13 protein-coding genes are annotated in these 18,500 nt (G+C 43.1%); 10 read left to right on the top strand and 3 right to left on the bottom strand.

The window, feature by feature from the left end; translation table 11 throughout:
- Positions 1-78 precede the first annotated feature (78 nt).
- Positions 79-447, top strand: coding sequence for a hypothetical protein (locus tag Q4592_RS20195; RefSeq protein WP_137674545.1), 369 nt, complete (start codon positions 79-81; stop codon positions 445-447).
- Here the strand turns inward: Q4592_RS20195 and bioA are convergent, their stop codons facing one another.
- Complete coding sequence (gene bioA, locus Q4592_RS20190; protein ID WP_303516503.1) at positions 448-1,716, bottom strand: adenosylmethionine--8-amino-7-oxononanoate transaminase; 1,269 nt, start codon at positions 1,714-1,716, stop codon at positions 448-450. It abuts the gene before it with no gap.
- A 97-nt stretch (positions 1,717-1,813) separates the two neighbouring features.
- Between bioA and bioB the strand changes: the two genes are divergently transcribed.
- From bioB to Q4592_RS20155, 7 genes are all read left to right on the top strand, one after another.
- Positions 1,814-2,860 (top strand): biotin synthase BioB, encoded by a 1,047-nt coding sequence (gene bioB / locus Q4592_RS20185; protein ID WP_303516501.1) that lies wholly within the window; start codon positions 1,814-1,816, stop codon positions 2,858-2,860.
- A complete protein-coding gene (gene bioF / locus Q4592_RS20180; RefSeq protein WP_303516500.1) occupies positions 2,860-4,023 on the top strand; it encodes an 8-amino-7-oxononanoate synthase in 1,164 nt (387 codons plus the stop codon). The genes bioB and bioF overlap by 1 nt, the downstream gene beginning before the upstream one ends.
- Entirely contained in the window at positions 4,020-4,796 is a 777-nt protein-coding gene (gene bioC / locus Q4592_RS20175; RefSeq protein WP_303516499.1) for a malonyl-ACP O-methyltransferase BioC, read from the top strand. Before bioF ends, bioC begins: the two co-directional genes overlap by 4 nt.
- A complete protein-coding gene (bioD, locus tag Q4592_RS20170; protein ID WP_303516497.1) occupies positions 4,789-5,484 on the top strand; it encodes a dethiobiotin synthase in 696 nt (231 codons plus the stop codon). The genes bioC and bioD overlap by 8 nt, the downstream gene beginning before the upstream one ends.
- A 92-nt stretch (positions 5,485-5,576) precedes the next feature.
- Positions 5,577-6,449, top strand: coding sequence for a protease HtpX (gene htpX, locus Q4592_RS20165; protein ID WP_303516495.1), 873 nt, complete (start codon positions 5,577-5,579; stop codon positions 6,447-6,449).
- A 211-nt stretch (positions 6,450-6,660) separates the two neighbouring features.
- Positions 6,661-7,638, top strand: a complete 978-nt coding sequence (locus Q4592_RS20160) for an ABC transporter substrate-binding protein (protein WP_137674552.1) — start codon at positions 6,661-6,663, stop codon at positions 7,636-7,638.
- Positions 7,631-10,123, top strand: coding sequence for an EAL domain-containing protein (locus Q4592_RS20155; protein ID WP_303516493.1), 2,493 nt, complete (start codon positions 7,631-7,633; stop codon positions 10,121-10,123). The genes Q4592_RS20160 and Q4592_RS20155 overlap by 8 nt, the downstream gene beginning before the upstream one ends.
- Before the next feature lie 23 nt (positions 10,124-10,146).
- Here Q4592_RS20155 and Q4592_RS20150 read toward each other — a convergent pair whose 3' ends face one another.
- Together Q4592_RS20150 and mobB are read right to left on the bottom strand one after the other, a co-directional pair.
- Complete coding sequence (locus Q4592_RS20150; protein ID WP_303516492.1) at positions 10,147-12,285, bottom strand: FAD-dependent oxidoreductase; 2,139 nt, start codon at positions 12,283-12,285, stop codon at positions 10,147-10,149.
- 52 nt (positions 12,286-12,337) lie between these two features.
- Entirely contained in the window at positions 12,338-12,862 is a 525-nt protein-coding gene (gene mobB, locus Q4592_RS20145; protein ID WP_303516490.1) for a molybdopterin-guanine dinucleotide biosynthesis protein B, read from the bottom strand.
- 98 nt (positions 12,863-12,960) lie between these two features.
- Between mobB and Q4592_RS20140 the strand changes: the two genes are divergently transcribed.
- Entirely contained in the window at positions 12,961-14,679 is a 1,719-nt protein-coding gene (locus tag Q4592_RS20140) for an autotransporter assembly complex family protein (protein ID WP_303516489.1), read from the top strand.
- On the top strand, positions 14,676-18,488 hold the full coding sequence (locus tag Q4592_RS20135; protein ID WP_303516488.1) for a translocation/assembly module TamB domain-containing protein: 3,813 nt from the start codon (positions 14,676-14,678) through the stop codon (positions 18,486-18,488). The genes Q4592_RS20140 and Q4592_RS20135 overlap by 4 nt, the downstream gene beginning before the upstream one ends.
- Positions 18,489-18,500 lie beyond the last annotated feature (12 nt).

Genomic DNA, 18,500 nt, shown 5'->3' with positions numbered 1-18,500 from the left:
TAAAAATTGATAAAACACAGGAAATCTATAAGTTATGTTAATGAAAAGGACTAACAACGGGATTAATTAGGGTAGGAAATGCCACAAAATAGAAAAGAACGAAGAAAAGGCCCCGACGGTTTACAAAAATTGTTTGTGTTGTTCTCGCTACTCGCTTGGACAATGTTTCTCGGTTCGCTCATCGTTTATCACTATGCTAGACCAGAAATTGCCTATAGCGCCTTTCAGCCATCAGACGGGCAAGGGTATCGTGACCATTGGCATGAAGACTTACGTCAAATATTTGTTTATTTGTTGTGGGGCTGCTGTGGAATTACCCTTGGGGGAATTTTTATTAACTGGAGTCGCTCTCGCCGCAAAACTGACCATTTCAAAATCAATATGGGTTTATTGGCGATGATTGTGATTACTGTGCTGCTTTCGTATTACTTAAAACTGTTCAACTAATTAGTCACTCAGTACTTGGTAAATGGCCGAGCACAGCTTGGCTAATTGAGTGTCGCTAATCGTGTAGGGCGGCATAACGTAAACCAACTTACCAAATGGCCTAATCCAAACACCTAATTCAACAAATTTAGCTTGTATACTGGCTAAATCATTAGCGGTTTTGGTTTCAACAACTCCTATCGCGCCTAGTACCCTAACATCAGCGACGGTGCTTAATTGCCTACATGTGCTTAGTTGTTGTTTAAGTTGTTGCTCAATTTCGGCTATGCGAGCTTGCCAATTGCTGTCTAGCAGTAGCTTTATGCTGGCGTTAGCTACCGCACAAGCTAAAGGGTTACCCATAAAGGTGGGTCCATGCATAAACACACCCGCTTCGCCGCCACATATTGTATCTGCAACATGTTTCGAGGTGAGGGTAGCCGCTAAGCTCATATAGCCGCCGGTAAGGCCTTTACCTAAACACAAAATATCTGGGGTAATGTTGGCGTGTTCGCAAGCAAACAGCTTACCGGTTCTGCCAAACCCAGTTGCAATCTCATCGGCGATTAATAGCAAACCATAGTGGTCGCATAGGTCTCTTAACTCGCTCAGATACTGTGGATGATAAATCCTCATTCCGCCTGCACCTTGAACAACAGGCTCGATAATTACCGCAGCGATGTCTTTATGATGCTTATCCAACATGGTTTTCATGGGGGCGATATCTTGTTCTTGCCATGGTTCATTAAAACCAATCTGCGGGGCTTCACAGAATAAGTGCTCAGGTAAAAATCCCTGATAAAGTTGATGCATTCCCCCTTGTGGATCACACACCGACATCGCGCCAAAGGTATCGCCGTGATAGCCATTTCGGACAGTGGCAAACTTAGTGCGTTTTTCACCTTTGGCATGCCAGTATTGCAAAGCCATTTTTAAGGCAACTTCTACGGCCACTGACCCTGAATCGCTAATAAAAACTTGTTCTAAATTGCCAGGGCTTAAAGCGACAAGGTGTTTGGCTAAATCTACAGCGGGTTGGTGGGTTAAGCCACCAAACATTACATGAGACATTTTACTTAGTTGCTCGCTGGCGGCCTTATCAAGTTGTGCAATTTTATAACCATGAATGCACGCCCACCAAGAGGCCATGCCGTCTACCAAGCGTTGACCGTTTTCTAATTCAATCTCACATCCTTCGGCCGATGCTACTGGATAACAAGGAATAGGATTGATTGAAGAAGTATATGGATGCCAAAGATGTTGTTGGTCGTAATGTAAATCTATGCTCATTTAATAACCGCTAGTAAAGTTGTTGGTCTTAAAAAGTTGACAGCGAGGTGGCTGTGGATAGACTAACGGAATATTTTTTCTAAAGAAAGCTTAACCAATGACTCAAGCACTCCGCCACGATTGGACCGTACAGGAAGTAAACGACTTGTTTGCTTTGCCATTTAATGATTTGTTGTTTCAAGCCCAGTGCGCTCATCGCGCAAACTTTGATCCAAACCAAGTTCAGGTTTCAACGCTGCTTTCTATTAAAACGGGCGCATGCCCTGAAGACTGTAAATACTGCCCGCAAAGTGCACATCATAAAACCGATTTAAAAACAGAACGCTTGCTAGAAGTAGAGCACGTGTTAAAAGAAGCAGAAAAAGCGAAAGCAAACGGCTCAACCCGTTTTTGTATGGGCGCTGCTTGGAAAAACCCCAAACAACGAGATATGCCTTACCTAGTAAAGATGGTAGAAGGCGTAAAAGAGATGGGAATGGAAACCTGTATGACTTTAGGCATGTTAGAAAAACAACAAGCCGATGAGTTGGCAGTAGCGGGCTTAGACTATTACAACCATAACCTTGATACTTCGCGTGAGTACTACCAAGAAATTATTACCACAAGGACATATGATCAGCGCTTAGACACGCTTGATAACGTGCGTTCAGCCGGAATGAAAGTATGTTCGGGCGGAATTATGGGCATGGGCGAAACCGCCACAGACCGCAGTGGTTTGTTGGTGCAACTGGCTAATCTGCCACGTCACCCAGAAAGTGTGCCGATTAACATGTTAGTTAAGGTAAAAGGCACCCTGCTAGAAGATGTTGATGACATGGACCAATTTGAGTTCGTTCGTTGTATTGCCGTTGCTCGAATCATGATGCCTCGTTCACATGTGCGCTTGTCTGCAGGACGCGAGGAAATGAATGAACAAGTGCAAGCCTTGTGTTTCATGGCTGGCGCTAATTCAATATTTTATGGTTGTAAACTGCTTACCACACCAAACCCTGACGAAAACCAAGATATGCAGCTATTTAAAAAACTGGGTATCCGCCCTGAGCCTGCGGCACTAAAAAACGGTACTGAGGAGCAGGAAGAAGCGCTTTATCAAACTTTAGTGAAGCAACAACAGCAAAGCTCCCAGTTTTATGACGCATCTTAATGGCCTTTGAGTTTGTTAAAGAACAGCTAGTAAGCCGTAAACAGCAACAGTTATTGCGAGCCAGGCGCTGCCAAAGTAGCGCACAGGGCAGGGTTATCGACATTGCTGGCGAGCGTTTATTAAACTTTTCTAGTAATGATTATTTGGGTTTGTCTCATCACTCTAAGGTGATTGACGCTTGGGTAAAAGGTGCTAAAAAATATGGCGTGGGCAGCGGTGGTTCGCCCTTGGTCACCGGATTCCAAACGCCACATTATGCGTTAGAGCAACAACTGTGCGAATGGCAGGGGCGTACAGGTGCGTTACTATTCAATAGTGGTTTTTCCGCTAACCAAGCGGTGATCAAAGCCTTGTTAAAAAAGGGTGACTTATTAGTTCAAGATAAGCTCAATCATGCATCCTTACTTGAAGCGGGTATGCTGTGTGAAGCACAGCAAAAACGCTTCGCTCATAACGATATAGATCAATTGAATCATCGATTATCTTCTCATGAAAACAATAAGTTAGTGGTCACAGAAGGGGTATTCAGCATGGACGGTGATCTTTCCCCTTTAAAAGAGTTAAGCTCACTGTGTAAACATCGCAATGCTTGGCTAATGGTAGATGACGCTCATGGCGTAGGCTGCATAGGTGACCAAGGTCGGGGCAGTATTAGTGACGCCAGCGTGCGCGCCGAAGATGCTCAAATACATATGCTCACTTTTGGTAAAGCACTGGGCGTATCTGGCGCGGCTGTATTATGTGATGAAGAACTTAAAGATTACTTGGTTAATTTTAGTAAGAGTTATGTGTATTCCACCGCTATGCCAGCAGCACAAGCGTGTGCGGTAAGTGCTGCTATCAAGGTAGTGTGCACAGAACCTGAATTTCAAACTAAGTTAAATAATAATATTGGTTTGTTTAAACGCTTGGCTGAACAACTTGGTTTAACGTTAGCCAATTCTAATACTGCCATTCAACCCATTTTGTTAGGTTCAAGTGAAAGAGCTTTGTCGATCAGCCAACAATTACAGGAAAAGGGCTTTTTTGTTAGCGCTATAAGGCCGCCTACTGTGCCCAAAAACACCGCGCGTTTGCGTATTACCTTAAGTAGTCACCACTCAACGCAAGACATTAGCGATTTATTGACGGTGTTGGTTGATTTATTAAGCGGTGAAAAATGATTATCGATAAAGAGCAAGTTGCTCGGCACTTTTCTAAAGCAGTAGATACCTACAATGATTTTGCGGGCTTACAGCGAGATATTGGCCATCGCTTGTTACAAGAAGTGCCAAATAATCACTATCCGCTAGCAATGGATCTTGGTTGCGGTACGGGTTTTTTTGCTAAAGCACTGCAAAGTAGCAGTAGTCAGGTTATTGGTATTGATTTGTCCCACGCCATGGCCTCGCAAGCTAAACGGGCTAACACTGGGATCGCTGCGGTGGTTGCTGATGCAGAGCAACTAAGTTTAGCGAACGATAGCGTAGATTTGGTTTTTTCTAATTTAGCGCTGCAGTGGTGCAACGATTTAAGTACTGCACTAAGCGAAATTAAACGCGTTCTAAAACCTGGTGGAGTAGCAGTTTTTTCAACCTTGCTAGACGGAACGTTGTATGAACTCAAACAAAGTTGGTCTGAACTTAATCAGTACCGACATGTGAATCACTTTATAAGCGCTGATGACGTCGCAGCTTGTATTCAATTATCGGGATTCAAGAATTCTCGATTGATATTTGAAACCGAGACGCTTTGGTACCAACAAGCACTAAGTTTACTGGCTGAGTTAAAAGGCATTGGCGCGAATTATGTGATTGATGGTAAACCCAATGCCAGTAACGCCACTCAGTTGAAAAAAATGGTGAGCAGCTATAAACAGCAATTTGCTAATCCTGCCAAGGGTAATCGAGTAAGCGCGACTTACAAGGTATGTTACGGAGTATTAATTAATGACTAAGGCTGTTTTTGTCACTGGCACTGATACAGAAGTAGGTAAAACAGTGGTGAGTTGTGGGCTTATTAAGGCCTTACAAAAACACTCTTCTGGACTGGTGGTTAATGGCTTTAAGCCGATAGCAGCGGGGGCCGAGCAGAGTGAGCAAGGTTTAGTCAATGAAGATGGCTTAGCCATTCAAGCTGTATCATCTTCTTCGCTAAGCTATCAAACCATCAATCCTGTGGTGTTGGAGCAGGCTATTGCTCCCCATATCGCCGCCCGGTTTGCTAAAACACCGATAGACACCCACTTAATGGATAGAGGCTTGAATGAGCTTAAAGCCTTATCTGATTGTGTCGTTGTAGAAGGCGCTGGCGGTTGGCATGTGCCATTAAACGATAACGCTGGCACCATGTCTCAATGGGTGGCTAATCAACAGCTTCTGGTGTTGTTGGTGGTAGGGGTAAAGCTCGGTTGTTTAAATCATGCTCTGCTGAGTGTCCAAGCAATTAAAGCCAGTGGTGTGCGCTTGATAGGTTGGGTTGCGAACGTGCTAAACGATGACGAGCAAATCTCTACGCTTAACATTGAGTATTTACAAGGTGCTATTGAGGCACCATGCGTGGCCACCATTCCTTATAAAACTGACCTCAAGCCTCAATCAATAGAAAAATATTTCAATATCAATCAACTTATTGGTGAAATGTAAATCAAAAAAAAGTAGTTGTTAAACCATTGAAAATTGTGAGCTATGCCCAATATTATAGTAGTTGGGCTTTTCCACGTTTTTAGAGGAAGACGATGAAACGTATATTGTTGTTTTTAGGTACTAACTTAGCGGTAGTTTTAGTGCTAGGTATAGTGATGAACATAGTATTCTCTGCTTTGGGTATTTCTACTCAAAGTATTGGTGGGCTATTAGTATTTTGTGCCATTTTTGGTTTTGGTGGCTCAATTATTTCCTTACTTATATCAAAGTGGATGGCTAAGCGTTCTACTGGCGCTCAAGTCATTACCACCCCAAGAAACGAAATCGAGTCTTGGTTAGTTAACACTGTAGCCAAGCAAGCAAAAGCTGCCGGTATTGGCATGCCTGAAGTAGCTATTTACAACGCTCCAGATATGAACGCTTTTGCTACAGGTGCTAAACGCGATGCAGCTTTGGTGGCAGTAAGTACCGGTCTATTAGAAAATATGAACCGTGAAGAAATAGAAGCGGTTCTGGCTCATGAAGTGAGTCATATTGCTAACGGCGATATGGTTACCCTTACCTTAATTCAAGGTGTAGTGAATACTTTTGTAATGTTTTTCGCTCGAATTATTGCCAATCTCATTAGCTCATCAATGAGCAACAATAATGAGAATGGCCAAGGTATGGGTACTTTAGCCTATATTGCTACTGTGTTTGTGTTAGAAATGGTATTTGGTATTTTGGCCAGCATTATTGTTATGTGGTTTTCTCGTCAGCGAGAGTATCGAGCAGATGAAGGCTCGGCTAAGTTAGTCGGTAAAGAAAAAATGATTAACGCCTTACAGCGTTTAGGCGGAAGTCGAGAGCCCGAGATGGAAGGTTCAATGATGGCGTTTGGTATTAATGGTAAGCGCGCAATGAGCGAACTGTTTTTAAGCCACCCTCCACTTGAAAAACGTATTGCTGCTCTAAAAGCGAGATAAGCCTCTGCAGGAAGACCGTAAACTTTAGTAAAAGTGCCGTTTTAACGGCACTTTTTTGATCTTAAGCTTAATTTTTGAGCGTAAACATTTAAGTTTGTAATATCGGCGTAAATTTTTACACTGTTCGCTTTCTTTTTAGGCTAAGCGCAAGCAGAATGGTTACATCAGTTTTGGTTGTGTACTCAGGACGAGTAAAGCACTACGCAGGGATATGAAACTTTCGCTTTTATTAAATAGTTATTTCAAACAAGGGCTGTTATTTGTACTCGGCTACTTGTTAGTTGCTTGTCAAAATCAAACCCAACAGCTACGTGTTGCCGTATCGCCGTGGTTAGGTTTCGAACCCATTTACCTGTCTAAACAACTGGCTTACCCCGGTTCAGACGAGTATCAAGTTAATGAACTCACCACGCCAAGTCATGTAATGCATGCTTTAAAAAGTGCACAAGTAGATGCTGCATTTTTAAGCCTCACTGAAGTGATTAGCCTTTTAGCTGAACGTGTAGATTTAACTGTGGTTGCGGTAATTGATCGCAGCGTAGGCGGGGATGCCTTAGTCACTCAACAGCCTATTAACGACATAACTCAACTTAAGGGTAAACGCATCGGTTATGAAAGCTTATCGGTAGCCTCTCTGGTGATGGACGATTGGCTAAAAGATACTGACGTAAATGCCGATGATTTTGTTCTCGTTGAAGCAAAGCTAGACGAGCAATTAGGCTTATTTCGCCGAGGTGAAATAAGTGCAGTAATGACCTCTGGTCCTATACAAAGCCGCTTGGTAGACAATTTATCGGCCAATGTCCTTTATCAAAGTGCTGCTCAAGGCCAACCTTACTATCGTGTGTTAGTTGTAAGAACGGCGGTACTACAAAATAAACGCCAACAGGTTTCAAAGCTGCTGACTAATTTCTATGCTGCAAATAATTGGCTAGAAGAGCACTCACGAGAAGGGTTTAAATTAATTGCTAAACGCACTCAGTTATATAGCAAAGAAGTAAGACAAGCCTACAGCAAGATTCAAGTACTTAACGCTCAACAAAGTATCGCCTTGTTTTCTAGCAAATTTATCTTAGGGCATGCCCAAGAAAAAGCCCAACGAATGGCTGAGCTAGAATTAATTCATCGAGCTCCTGATTTGTCTCGTAACTTCAACAGTCAGTGGTTGATGGAGTTAACTGGTGTTTAAGTTTAAACGTATATCTCTCAGTGTAGTGATACCCATTTTGGCGTTGGTATTATTGCTTATTGCCCAAGGTTTGTTATTGCTGGGAACCTTAAACGAGCAACAGAATAAAATGGCTGATCACGCAAGCCAACGCTTGCTGCATATTGGTTATCAATTGCAACAAAGTTTGTCAGACAGTTTGTCCCGTCATCAGTGGGATATTGCTGAACGGCAACTCACTTTAGTCGCACTTAATCAACAGCTAGATTCTTTACAAGTTATTGATCCGCAAGGCTTGGTGCAGCTTTCGAATAAACGAGCAGAAAAAAGCTTGTTTGCCGCCGATAATGCCAACTACTTTAACAGCGAGTTGTTTAATCAAGTTAAAACCAAACGTTCTCCAGTGACTCAAGTTTTGCCAGAGCAATGGCAGGTTAATTTGTATTTGCCGCTAGATATGGGACCAAGAGAAGACAGCTTACGCAGAGCTGATCAAGGTGCCATCTTCGTGAGTTATAATCTTAAAAACACCTGGTTAGTTAAGCGCCAGATTATTTTAGACGAAGCAGTAAAAACCTTTGTCTATATGGCAGTCGCCATGCTGTTATTGGTATTGATGCTAAATAGAATGCTGGTTAAGCCAATTAACAAATTAGTAGGGCGCACTAAGCAAATTCAAACGCATAACAACGCCAATATTAACGCTAAGAGTCAGGGCGAAATTGGTGCTTTAGAAAACGCTATTGGAAAAATGGCCAGTGGTATTCACACTAGTTTTGCGCAATTGCAACGCAGTGAACAGCGCTGGCAGTTCGCCTTAAGTGGATCTGGCGACGGTATTTGGGATTGGAACCTGATAACAAACACCGTTTATTATTCACCTCAGTGGAAAGCCATGCTTGGTTATCAAGAGCGTGAAATTGGTGAAAAGATTGAAGAGTGGGAATCTCGCATTCACCCCGATGATCTAGATAAAACCTTAAATGAACTTCGTAAACACCTTAAAAAGAAAAACAAAGTTTATGAAACGATGCACAGGGTTAAACATAAAGATGGTCATTACCTGTGGGTACTATCTCGAGGCATGGTAGTAGAGCGCAGCGAGCGTGGACTGCCATCGCGGGTTATTAGTACTCAAACCAATATCTCTGAAGTACGCTCAGCACAAGAGCTTGTGCGTTTCCAATCATCACATGACGATATTACTCGTTTGTCGAATCGCCGTAAGCTTCTTGAAAACTTAGATTTAGAAATTGAGCGAGGCCGCAAGAGCAATAACGTTGGTGCGTTAATTTACTTAGACATCGACCACTTTAAAAATGTTAACGATATGCTCGGGCATGCCGCAGGGGACTTACTGCTACGGTTAATTGCCCACCGTTTACGGGAAGGGCGCAGTAGTTCAGAAACTGTGGCGCGCTTAGGTGGTGATGAATTTGCCTTATTGGTACCTAATCTGTCTAGTAATAGAGAAGAAGCTCAAGAGCTTGCCAGAAAAATGGCTGAGCATCTCGGTAGAGTTATTCATAAAGAGTTCGTGATAAAAGGTAATCAAATTTCGTTAAATTTGACTACTGGTGTTGCGCTATTCCCTAATCATGACAACAACGCTACTGAGATTTTACGCCAAGCGGATATTGCGCTTTACCACGGTAAAGACAATGAACGTTCAAGCGTGCATGTATTCTCAGACAAAATGGCTGACGAAATTCAAGAGCGCCACGTACTTACACGAATGATGCGGGAAGCCTTAGAAAACGAAGACATGGTGGCTTACTTTCAACCGCGTTATAACGATAATTATGAAATGGTGGGCGCAGAAACATTGCTACGTTGGTTTGATGCCAAAATGGGCTGGATTTCGCCAGGCCGCTTCATTCCTCTTGCCGAAGAGACTGGCCTTATTGTTACGCTAGGTGAATGGGTAATGCGCAGTGCCTGCGAAACCCTTAAAACCTGGCAAGACCGCGGTTTACCCGATAATTTTAAAACCCTGTCGATCAACGTAAGTCCTAATCAGTTTCACCGGGACACTTTTGTTAAAGAAAGTTTAGCGATTATTCATGCCTCGGGCTGTGATCCTAAGTTAATTGAATTAGAAATTACCGAAGGTGTATTGGTAGATAATGTTCAAGATACCGTAGAGAAGATTCAAGCTTTGCGCGATATTGGTGTACGTTTCTCAGTAGATGATTTTGGTACAGGGTACTCATCGCTGGCTTACCTTAACAAGCTGCCAATTAACTGTTTAAAAATTGATAAGTCATTTGTTAGTGAGTTGCAAAGTGGTGGTAGTGAGTGTGCCATTATTACTACTATTATTTCTATGGCAGAAAACTTAGACCTAGAAGTGATTGCTGAAGGGGTAGAAACGGAGTACCAATTAGAGTTTCTTAAATATCGTCGTTGTACTGTGTATCAGGGATTCTATTTTAGCGAAGCGCTTGAGCCGGAGATATTTGAAGAGAGATTGTTTGTTGGCCAGGCTGAAACGGAAATAGCCTGACCAATATTACCATGGCCTAAAGTTTAGGCCTTTCTTGTCCATTTATGAAACTTCTCTAAATACGATAACACCTTTTCTGGAGCGTGATTACGCTTCCATTCACCGGCTACATATTTATTGGCTTCCATCATCGTCGGGTAGGCGTGAATCGTGCCCAATATCTTGTTTAAGCCTAAACCATGTTTCATTGCCAAGGTAAACTCTGCTAATAATTCACCGGCGTGTTCAGCTACAATTGTCGCACCCAATATTTTGTCTTTACCAGGTACGGTGAGTACTTTAATAAAGCCATTGGTTGCTCCCTCTGCGATTGCTCTGTCTAGCTCTTCTAGCTGAAACTCTGTTACCTCGTAAGCAATCCCTTGTAGTTTCGCGTCTTGTTCATTGATCCCTACGCGAGCAACTTCAGGGTAGGTGTAGGATGCCGCTGGTATTACCGAGTAGTCAGCTTTAAACTTCTTAAAACGCCCAAATAGCGCATTCACTGCAGCGTACCACGCTTGGTGTGCCGCAAAGTGCGTAAATTGGTAAGGGCCTGCCACATCGCCTACAGCGTATATGTTAGGAAAGTTTGTTTGCAGGTGAGCATTAACCGCTACTGTGCCGCGTTCCGAGTTTTCAACGCCGAGCTCTTCTAGGCCGAATCCTTTGGTATTTGCTACGCGACCTAGCGCGAGAATGACCTTGTCGAACTCTATTTCTTGTTGCTCTTCACCTTTAGTCAGCTTAACGCTTTGTACTTGGTTGTTATTGTGAAAGCTAATGGCTTTCCAGCCCAACATCAGTTCAATACCTTCTTTGGTAAACTGTTCTTCAAGTAGCTTACTTACTTCAAGGTCTTCGCGGATCAATAAGTGGTCAGCCATCTCTATTTGGGTTACTTGAGCGCCCAATCGTGCAAAACTTTGGGTCAGTTCACATCCAATTGGACCGCCGCCTAATACCAATAGTTTTTTAGGCAATTCACTTAGTTGCCATAAGGTATCAGAGGTTAAAAAATCAACATCTTGTAAGCCGGGAATAGGGGGCACAAGAGGGCGAGCACCGGTAGCAATAACAATATTTTGCGTGGTTACTGTTTTACCATCTATTTCAACTTCCCATGGGCTACGAATATGAGCTGTTCCCTGTACACAGTTAACGCCCAGCTTTGTATAACGCTCTACAGAGTCATGTGGTTCTACTTGCTTAATCACTTGATGTACACGCTCCATTACTTTCGTAAAGTTTGCTTGAGCGTCCACTTTCTCGTAGCCAAAGTTTTCAGCATTTTTTGCTTCATATGCAAACTTAGCGCTGCGGATTAAGGCTTTAGAAGGGACACATCCTGTGTTTAGACAGTCACCTCCCATTAAATGTTTTTCTACTAAGGTGACTTTAGCTTTAACCGCGGCAGCAATGTACGAACTCACCAGCCCGCCAGCGCCAGCGCCAATTACCAATAGGTTATTGTCAAAGGTTTTGGGTTTGTTAAAAGGCGCATACACTTTACGCTGCTTAATGCCATTTAGGATGGCTTTGCTGATATAAGGCAGAATGCCTAGTAGGGTAAAGGCAACCAATAATGAAGGAGATAAAATTCCAGATAAACTGTCTAGCTTCGCTAACTCGGTGCCGGCATTTACATATACAACAGTGGCCGGGAACATACCTAATTGGCTTACCCAGTAAAACGTTTTTAATGGTAGCTTAGTTAATGCCATTACTAAGTTAATAAGAAAGAACGGAAAAATTGGGATTAAACGTAAGCTTAATAGATAAAACGCGCCTTCTTTTTCTATGCCGCTGTTAATGCTTTTTAGTTTTTCAGCATAGCGTTGCTCTAGACTGTCTCTAACTAAATAGCGCGCCACAATAAACGCCAAGCTAGCACCAATGGTACTGGCGAACGACACCATAATCACACCATTTACAACGCCAAATAAAGCGCCGGCTAACAGTGTTAATAGTGCCGCTCCGGGGATGGAGAAGGCAGTTACAAATACATATAGGAAAAAGTAACCGATAATCGAAATAAGGAAATGTTGTTCTACGTTAGCCTGCAAGCTTGCTTGGCTTTGCTTAATTGTGTCGAAATTAAGCCATTGTCCTAAATCAAACCACCATATCAGGCAGACAACAACGGCAAGCACCGCAACAACAATCAGTTTATTTGGTTTCATATTTAATTCTCTGAACGGTAGTGTCAGTTTATAGACCTTTAAGTGAATGATTCTATTTCACTATTTTTTCACTGTTAGTATAGGTCACAATAAAATCACACACTGCCTTGGGATCATTTAAATCCAATTTTGGCAGATGGCTACTTAGTTCGTCGGTACTAGCAATGGCAATAATTTGAGCGTCGTTTAAAGACAGCAAAGGTTTGTTTAGCGCAGATCTATGTACTTCAATTTTGGGTATTTGGCTATGACGATAACCTTCTACTAGTACAAGATCACAAGCCTGCCAGTTAACCCAATGTAGTTGCTCTTGTATCTCGTCGTGTTGTTGCTGTTTGCTAAAGTGGTAGCGCTTGTGAGGGCAAGCCAAAATCACTTCGTTGGCGCCTGCAGTAACAAACTGGTGGCTATCTTTACCTGGTTTATCTAATTCTAATTGGTGGTGGCTGTGCTTGATCACCGATACCTCAAGCCCTCGTTGTTTAAGAAGAGGAATGAGGGCGCTTAGTAAGGTGGTTTTGCCACTTCCGCTATATCCCGCTAAACCTAACACCGGTTTTGGCCATTTTTTATCCATTTAGAAACACCTTCATACTTTTTTAGCTCGATTATTAGAGCTTACCTAGATAAGTAGTTTTAAACTGTAAAAAAATCTTTAAACTTAAGCATTCATGGATGTTTATTCGAGGAAGAGTGCAATTGTTTTTTCGCTTGTGGCCGATATTGCTAGTTTTGTTTACCACTTCGGTAACAGCGATTGATTTTGATTACCAAGGATTATCAGGCGAAACCAAAGATAACGTAAAAGTGTATTTGGAAGCGCAAACTTTCCCAGAAAACAGTAGCGTACGTCGCATCTCATCTGCCAGTGCTGAACAAACTAAACGTGCCTTGCGCGCGTTGGGTTATTACCAAAGCAAAATAGATGTTAGCGAGAAAGAAAAAGATGTTTACTTGGTTGAGGTGGAACTAGGCGAACGCTTAGTGATAAGCAAATTCGACTTTACATTTGAAGGCGAAGCCAACAAAGACAGTCGATTCACTAGCGCTGTAACAAAGAGTGGGCTAGCTGATGGGCAAGTGTTCTCTCACGCTGCTTATGATGGCTTAAAGTCTGAGTTTAATCGACTGGCCGCGCGATATGGATATTTTGACGCTGAGTACCACCAATCCGAAGTAAAAATCAGTATTAAAGAAAACACAGCCAGTATTCATTTAAGTTATGACTCCGGTCATCGTTATCGTTTCGGCAACATCATATTTACCAATCCCGATTTACCTAAAACAATTTTTGCTAATCTTGCCGAGTTTAACAAACAAGATCGTTATGATTCGAAAAAAGTCGGGGAGTTTAATCAACGCCTGGGTGAGACTGACTACTTCCAAGTTATATCAGTAAGGCCAGATCTAGAAAATCGCCACGACGACAAGATAGATTTATTGGTGGGATTGGCGCTAAAGCCTCGAGACACTTTTGAGGTAGGTGGCGGCATCACAACCGATATAGGCCCTCGTGTCCGTTTAAAGTGGACTCGACCATGGGTAAACGATAAAGGCCATAGCATTGCCTTTGAAATTGAAGCCGCCGAGCCAAAACAAAGTGCGTTGTTTGTATACCGTATTCCCATGAATAATCCGGTTGATGATTACCTTGATATTCAAACCGGCTACATTCGCGAAAAAACTAACGATACTGAAAGTGAAAAGACCGTCGTGTCAACCACTAGGCAGTGGCGCTGGGATAACGATTGGAAGCCTTCTATTTTCCTCAAATGGCAACACGAGGAATATCGTCAGGCAGATCAGTTTGATGTTACCGATTTGGTGCTGCCTGGTTTTAACTTTGCTCGCTTACGTACCCGCGGTGGTTTAGATCCGTATTGGGGAGATAACCTGCAAGCTAGTGTTGAAGTAGGGCACCCATATTGGGGCTCTGATGTCGAAATGTTGCGCTTAGCCACTATTGGAAAATGGCTCCGCTCTTACCAAAATCATCGACTTTTACTGCGTGCAGACGTTGGTGGAATATTGGCAGAAGACATTACTGACGTTCCTGCGTCTATGCGTTTCTTTGCCGGTGGTGACCAAAGTATACGCGGGTATGATTACAAAACGATTAGTCCGAAAAACGAAGAAGGTCAACTGATTGGTGGTAAATACCTGACTGTGGGAAGCATAGAATACAATTATCAATTTGCTGAAAAATGGCGCTGGGCAACCTTTGTAGATGCGGGTACGGCAACCAATGATTTCTCAGAGCCTGTGTCGGTTGGCGTGGGAATGGGTATTCGATGGCTTACCTTAATTGGTCCGCTGCGGATAGACGTGGCAAAAGGCTTACAAAATGAATCGGATCCATGGCGTGTCCACTTCTCGTTAGGGCCTGATTTATGATTTTTAAAGCTTTCAAGTACTTGCTGGTTTCAATTAGCGCGCTGTTATTTTGCCTCATTCTCGGTTTATCGTTGACCCCTAGTACTCAGTGGATTTTAGGAAAAGTGAGTAACTTGGTTGATGGACTGACCATTACCCAGCCAGACGGAAACTTATATAAAGGCATTTCAGCAAAACAGCTTATTTGGCAACAAGCCGGGTTACGTGTAGAGCTGGCCGATCTTGATCTCGCCTTAGATTGGGTATGTATGAGTAAAACTCAGCTTTGTGTAGAAAGGTTGTTAAGCACAAAGTTGTTGGTTGCCGTTGACACCGCGGCCATGGCCGCAGCCTCAAACATTGACGACCCTGAGCCACCGGTAGAATCAAGTACCGGACCGTGGACACCTCCTTTCCCCTTTGTGTTAAATCGCTTAGCAGTAGATAACGCAGCAGTTACCATTGATGATATTGATATTTCATGGCAACGCCTACAAGTTCAAGCTAACTGGCAGAAAAGCACTATCAGTGTTGACCAGTTGTATTTGGATAAATGGAAACTAGCACTGCTTAATCAAGATAGCGCAGCTCAACCATCTAAAGAGACATCTGAATCTAAGCCTCTTGTTCCTCTGCTTATCGAGGTGCCTGATGTGACGATGCCTTATCAAGTGATGGTTAATGACTTAGTGCTTACTCAAGGGGAATTAACACTAAGTGAGCCTGCCTTGGCGTTTCCTTCACTGGAGCTAATAGGGAAGTTAGATTTTTCTTATCTGGAATTAGAAAAGCTAAATGCAATAACTCCTTGGGGAGAGTTAACACTAAAGGGGAGTCAAGGTTTCCAAAAGCTTTACGCGTCGGATTTAGCTGGTCGTTGGGATATGAAAGTTGATGAGCAGCACTTAGGTGTAGACTTCCAATTGCTAGGTGATGGCAAGCAGCTAGATGCCGAACTGTCGAGCGACGGGTTCATCGCTTCAGAAGTCGGGTTAAATATAGCCTGGCAGAAAACCAACATTCCCTTCGAAATAACCACAGAGTTAAAGCAAGCGTTTAGTGTTTTGCCAGAACAGCTTTCGGTTAACGCGCTTAGCTTGCATGCCGACGGTGATTTGTCTGGTTACCAGATGCAGCTGCAAAGTGATTTGTCTGGCTTGCAAGATCTATGGTTAAACGCCCAACTTACTGGTGATTTATCGCAAATTGAGCAACTGGCCATACAGGGTGAACTGCTAAAACCCAAGACCCTATCGGACAGTAGTCAAAAGAATGGTGAAGAAAAAGCTAGCAAAGCAAATGAAGTTGAAGCTACCGGCTTAGTTGTCGAGCAAACAGTGGTTCGCGACCAACAAGCGATTGGTGGATTTAATATTTCCGGTTCTGCGGCATGGCAACCTGAGTTGAACGCTGAGGTCGCTATCAGTTTAGATAACCTGCAACTCAGTCATTGGGCTGATTTAGGTGAGGAAATGGCGCTGCCTGATTTAGACGGTGACATTAAAGCCAAACTAGTGGCTAACCTCTGGGAATTACAGCAAGCCAGTTTAAGTGGAGAGTGGTTAAACTTGCCGCTTAACATCGAGCTAGTGGGCAAGGGGGATTTAGATAAGCAGGCTCACCAAGCGAAGTTAAACCTCAATCTGGCTAATACTCAAGTTAAGGCAGACGCAAACACGAATGCTGAAAATGTAGACGTAACTGTTAATATTGACGCTAAGAACTTGGCAGAGCTCCCTTGGCTAGACAGCGGTTTGTTGGATGCAGATATAAGCGTGGCTGGCGCAGTTGATAACCCAGTATTCACTTGGCGTATTGCGGGTGACGAGTTAAATAGCCAGGATTTCACTTTAGTTAAGCTCAATACCCAGGGAAATCTATCCTTGGACGAAGCCTTTACTGGTCAAATTGATTTAGCGATAGCGCAGTTATTGGTGGCCGGAGAGACTATTCAAACTGCTGATTTGAACTATTTCAGCAAAGATACAAAACAACAGTTAGCGATTAATGTTGAACAAGCTCAACGAAGTGCCCATGTTAAACTTGCGGGTAGTGGCGGTTTAGAAAGCTGGCAAGGGCAGTTAGCCAAAGCTGACCTTAACGCCGAACTCGGCAATTGGTCGCTGTCTAACCCCGTCGATATAGATTATCAGCAAGCGGTGGCCACTATCGGAACACACTGTTGGTCTAGAGAGCAAAGTGAATTTTGTTTGTTATCTCCTTTTGTGAGTGACGGAAACAGTGAAGTGGACCTTACCATTAAACAATTCGATTTTGCTGTGCTGAACAAGCTCATTCCAGAAGACCTCCATCTTGAAGGACAGGCGTCTGCTGAAATATTTGCGAAGCTGAATCAATGGACACCAGAAACAGCCCGTTTAGCGCTTAAACTAAGCCCTGGTTCACTTACTCAAGATGCCGAGAGCGGCGAGATAACCTTGGCTTACGAATCCCTTGATTTAAACGCAGATATTAAAAATGAAAAACTACATTGGCAGGCTTTGTTTAGCTCAAAGCAACTGGGCGAATTACTCACTTCAGGAGCCGCTTCAATTGATAAAGAGGGAAGTATAGACGGTGAGTTACAGTTAAATCATCTTACCTTATCGCCGTTACTGCCTTTTGTTAATGTGTTAGATGAGCTGGACGGTGACATCAATGGTTTGGTAAAGGTATCGGGTAAGCTAAAGTCACCAGTATTGCTCGGCGAAGTTAAATTGGAAAATGGTTTGGTATCGGGTCCTGATGTGCCCCTTACGATAGAGCAACTGCACACAGAGCTGAGTTTCGATAATCAATTAGCGCGTTTAAACGGTGGCTTTAATAGCGACGGGAAAACCGCTCAGTGGACTGGTGAGTTTAGTTGGCCTAACAATCAGTTGTTTGGTCAACTAGATATAGATGCTAGTCAACTCCCCATTAACGTAGACCCTTATGCCAGTTTATCTGTTTCTCCAGATGTGAGTATTAAGTTTGCTGATAATCTGATTGATGTAAGTGGCACCATTGCAGTAGAAGACGGAGCTATCGTAGTGAAGTCGCTACCCGAGTCAGCCGTATCTGAATCATCTGACGCGATTGTAATTGAAGAGCAATCGGAAACGGTTGCCTTACAGAAAACCAAGATTGACCTAAATGTAACATTATCGGAAACCATTACCTTAGAAGCATTAGGTCTTAATACTAACCTTAAAGGCCATTTAAACTTAAAACAACAACCTTTAGAGGCGTTGCGCGCCAATGGTCGGATTGAATTGGTTGATGGTAGCTTTAAAGCCTACGGACAAAACTTATTGATAGAAAAAGGTTGGTTAATGTTTACCGGGCCTTTAGAGCAACCCTATCTAGATTTTGAAGCGGTGAGAAATCCAGACACTATTTCAGACAGTGTTACTGTGGGCGTTAAAGTTGTAGGTTTAGCTGATGCCCCTCAAGTAACGTTGTTTTCAGACCCATCTATGTCGCAAAACGAAATGTTGTCTTACTTATTGCGCGGCCGGGCCTTAAGCGACAGCGAACAGGATGATAATGCACTTTCTTCCATGTTACTTAGCGCGGGAATAGGCAGGGCTGAAGGGTTAGTCGGTAACGTGGGAAGTACCCTAGGTTTAAACGATTTGGCCTTAAGTACCGCGGGTTCTGGTAGCACGACTCAAGTTGAGGTGAGTGCCTATGTATTACCTGGCGTACAAGTTCGTTATGGCATGGGGGTATTTGATCCGGTTAATGAATTAACCGTGAAATATGAGATTTTACCTAAACTGTTTATTGAGGCATTTTCTGGCTTGCATAGTGCGTTAGATGTTTATTACGAATTCTATTTAGATTAAGTGTTAGCGTGG

This window comes from Agarivorans sp. 1_MG-2023 (assembly GCF_030548385.1).
Taxonomy (GTDB): domain Bacteria; phylum Pseudomonadota; class Gammaproteobacteria; order Enterobacterales; family Celerinatantimonadaceae; genus Agarivorans.
The sequence above is the reverse complement of the archived record's forward strand: the minus strand, read 5'-3'. Positions and strand labels throughout refer to the sequence as shown.

Bases quoted from the DNA above. Each gene is read 5' to 3' on its own strand.
- Q4592_RS20195 (WP_137674545.1), top strand. From the start codon at position 79: ATGCCACAAAATAGAAAAGAACGAAGAAAAGGCCCCGACGGTTTACAA.
- bioA (WP_303516503.1), bottom strand. From the start codon at position 1,716: ATGAGCATAGATTTACATTACGACCAACAACATCTTTGGCATCCATAT.
- bioB (WP_303516501.1), top strand. From the start codon at position 1,814: ATGACTCAAGCACTCCGCCACGATTGGACCGTACAGGAAGTAAACGAC.
- bioF (WP_303516500.1), top strand. From the start codon at position 2,860: ATGGCCTTTGAGTTTGTTAAAGAACAGCTAGTAAGCCGTAAACAGCAA.
- bioC (WP_303516499.1), top strand. From the start codon at position 4,020: ATGATTATCGATAAAGAGCAAGTTGCTCGGCACTTTTCTAAAGCAGTA.
- bioD (WP_303516497.1), top strand. From the start codon at position 4,789: ATGACTAAGGCTGTTTTTGTCACTGGCACTGATACAGAAGTAGGTAAA.
- htpX (WP_303516495.1), top strand. From the start codon at position 5,577: ATGAAACGTATATTGTTGTTTTTAGGTACTAACTTAGCGGTAGTTTTA.
- Q4592_RS20160 (WP_137674552.1), top strand. From the start codon at position 6,661: ATGAAACTTTCGCTTTTATTAAATAGTTATTTCAAACAAGGGCTGTTA.
- Q4592_RS20150 (WP_303516492.1), bottom strand. From the start codon at position 12,285: ATGAAACCAAATAAACTGATTGTTGTTGCGGTGCTTGCCGTTGTTGTC.
- mobB (WP_303516490.1), bottom strand. From the start codon at position 12,862: ATGGATAAAAAATGGCCAAAACCGGTGTTAGGTTTAGCGGGATATAGC.
- Q4592_RS20140 (WP_303516489.1), top strand. From the start codon at position 12,961: ATGTTTATTCGAGGAAGAGTGCAATTGTTTTTTCGCTTGTGGCCGATA.
- Q4592_RS20135 (WP_303516488.1), top strand. From the start codon at position 14,676: ATGATTTTTAAAGCTTTCAAGTACTTGCTGGTTTCAATTAGCGCGCTG.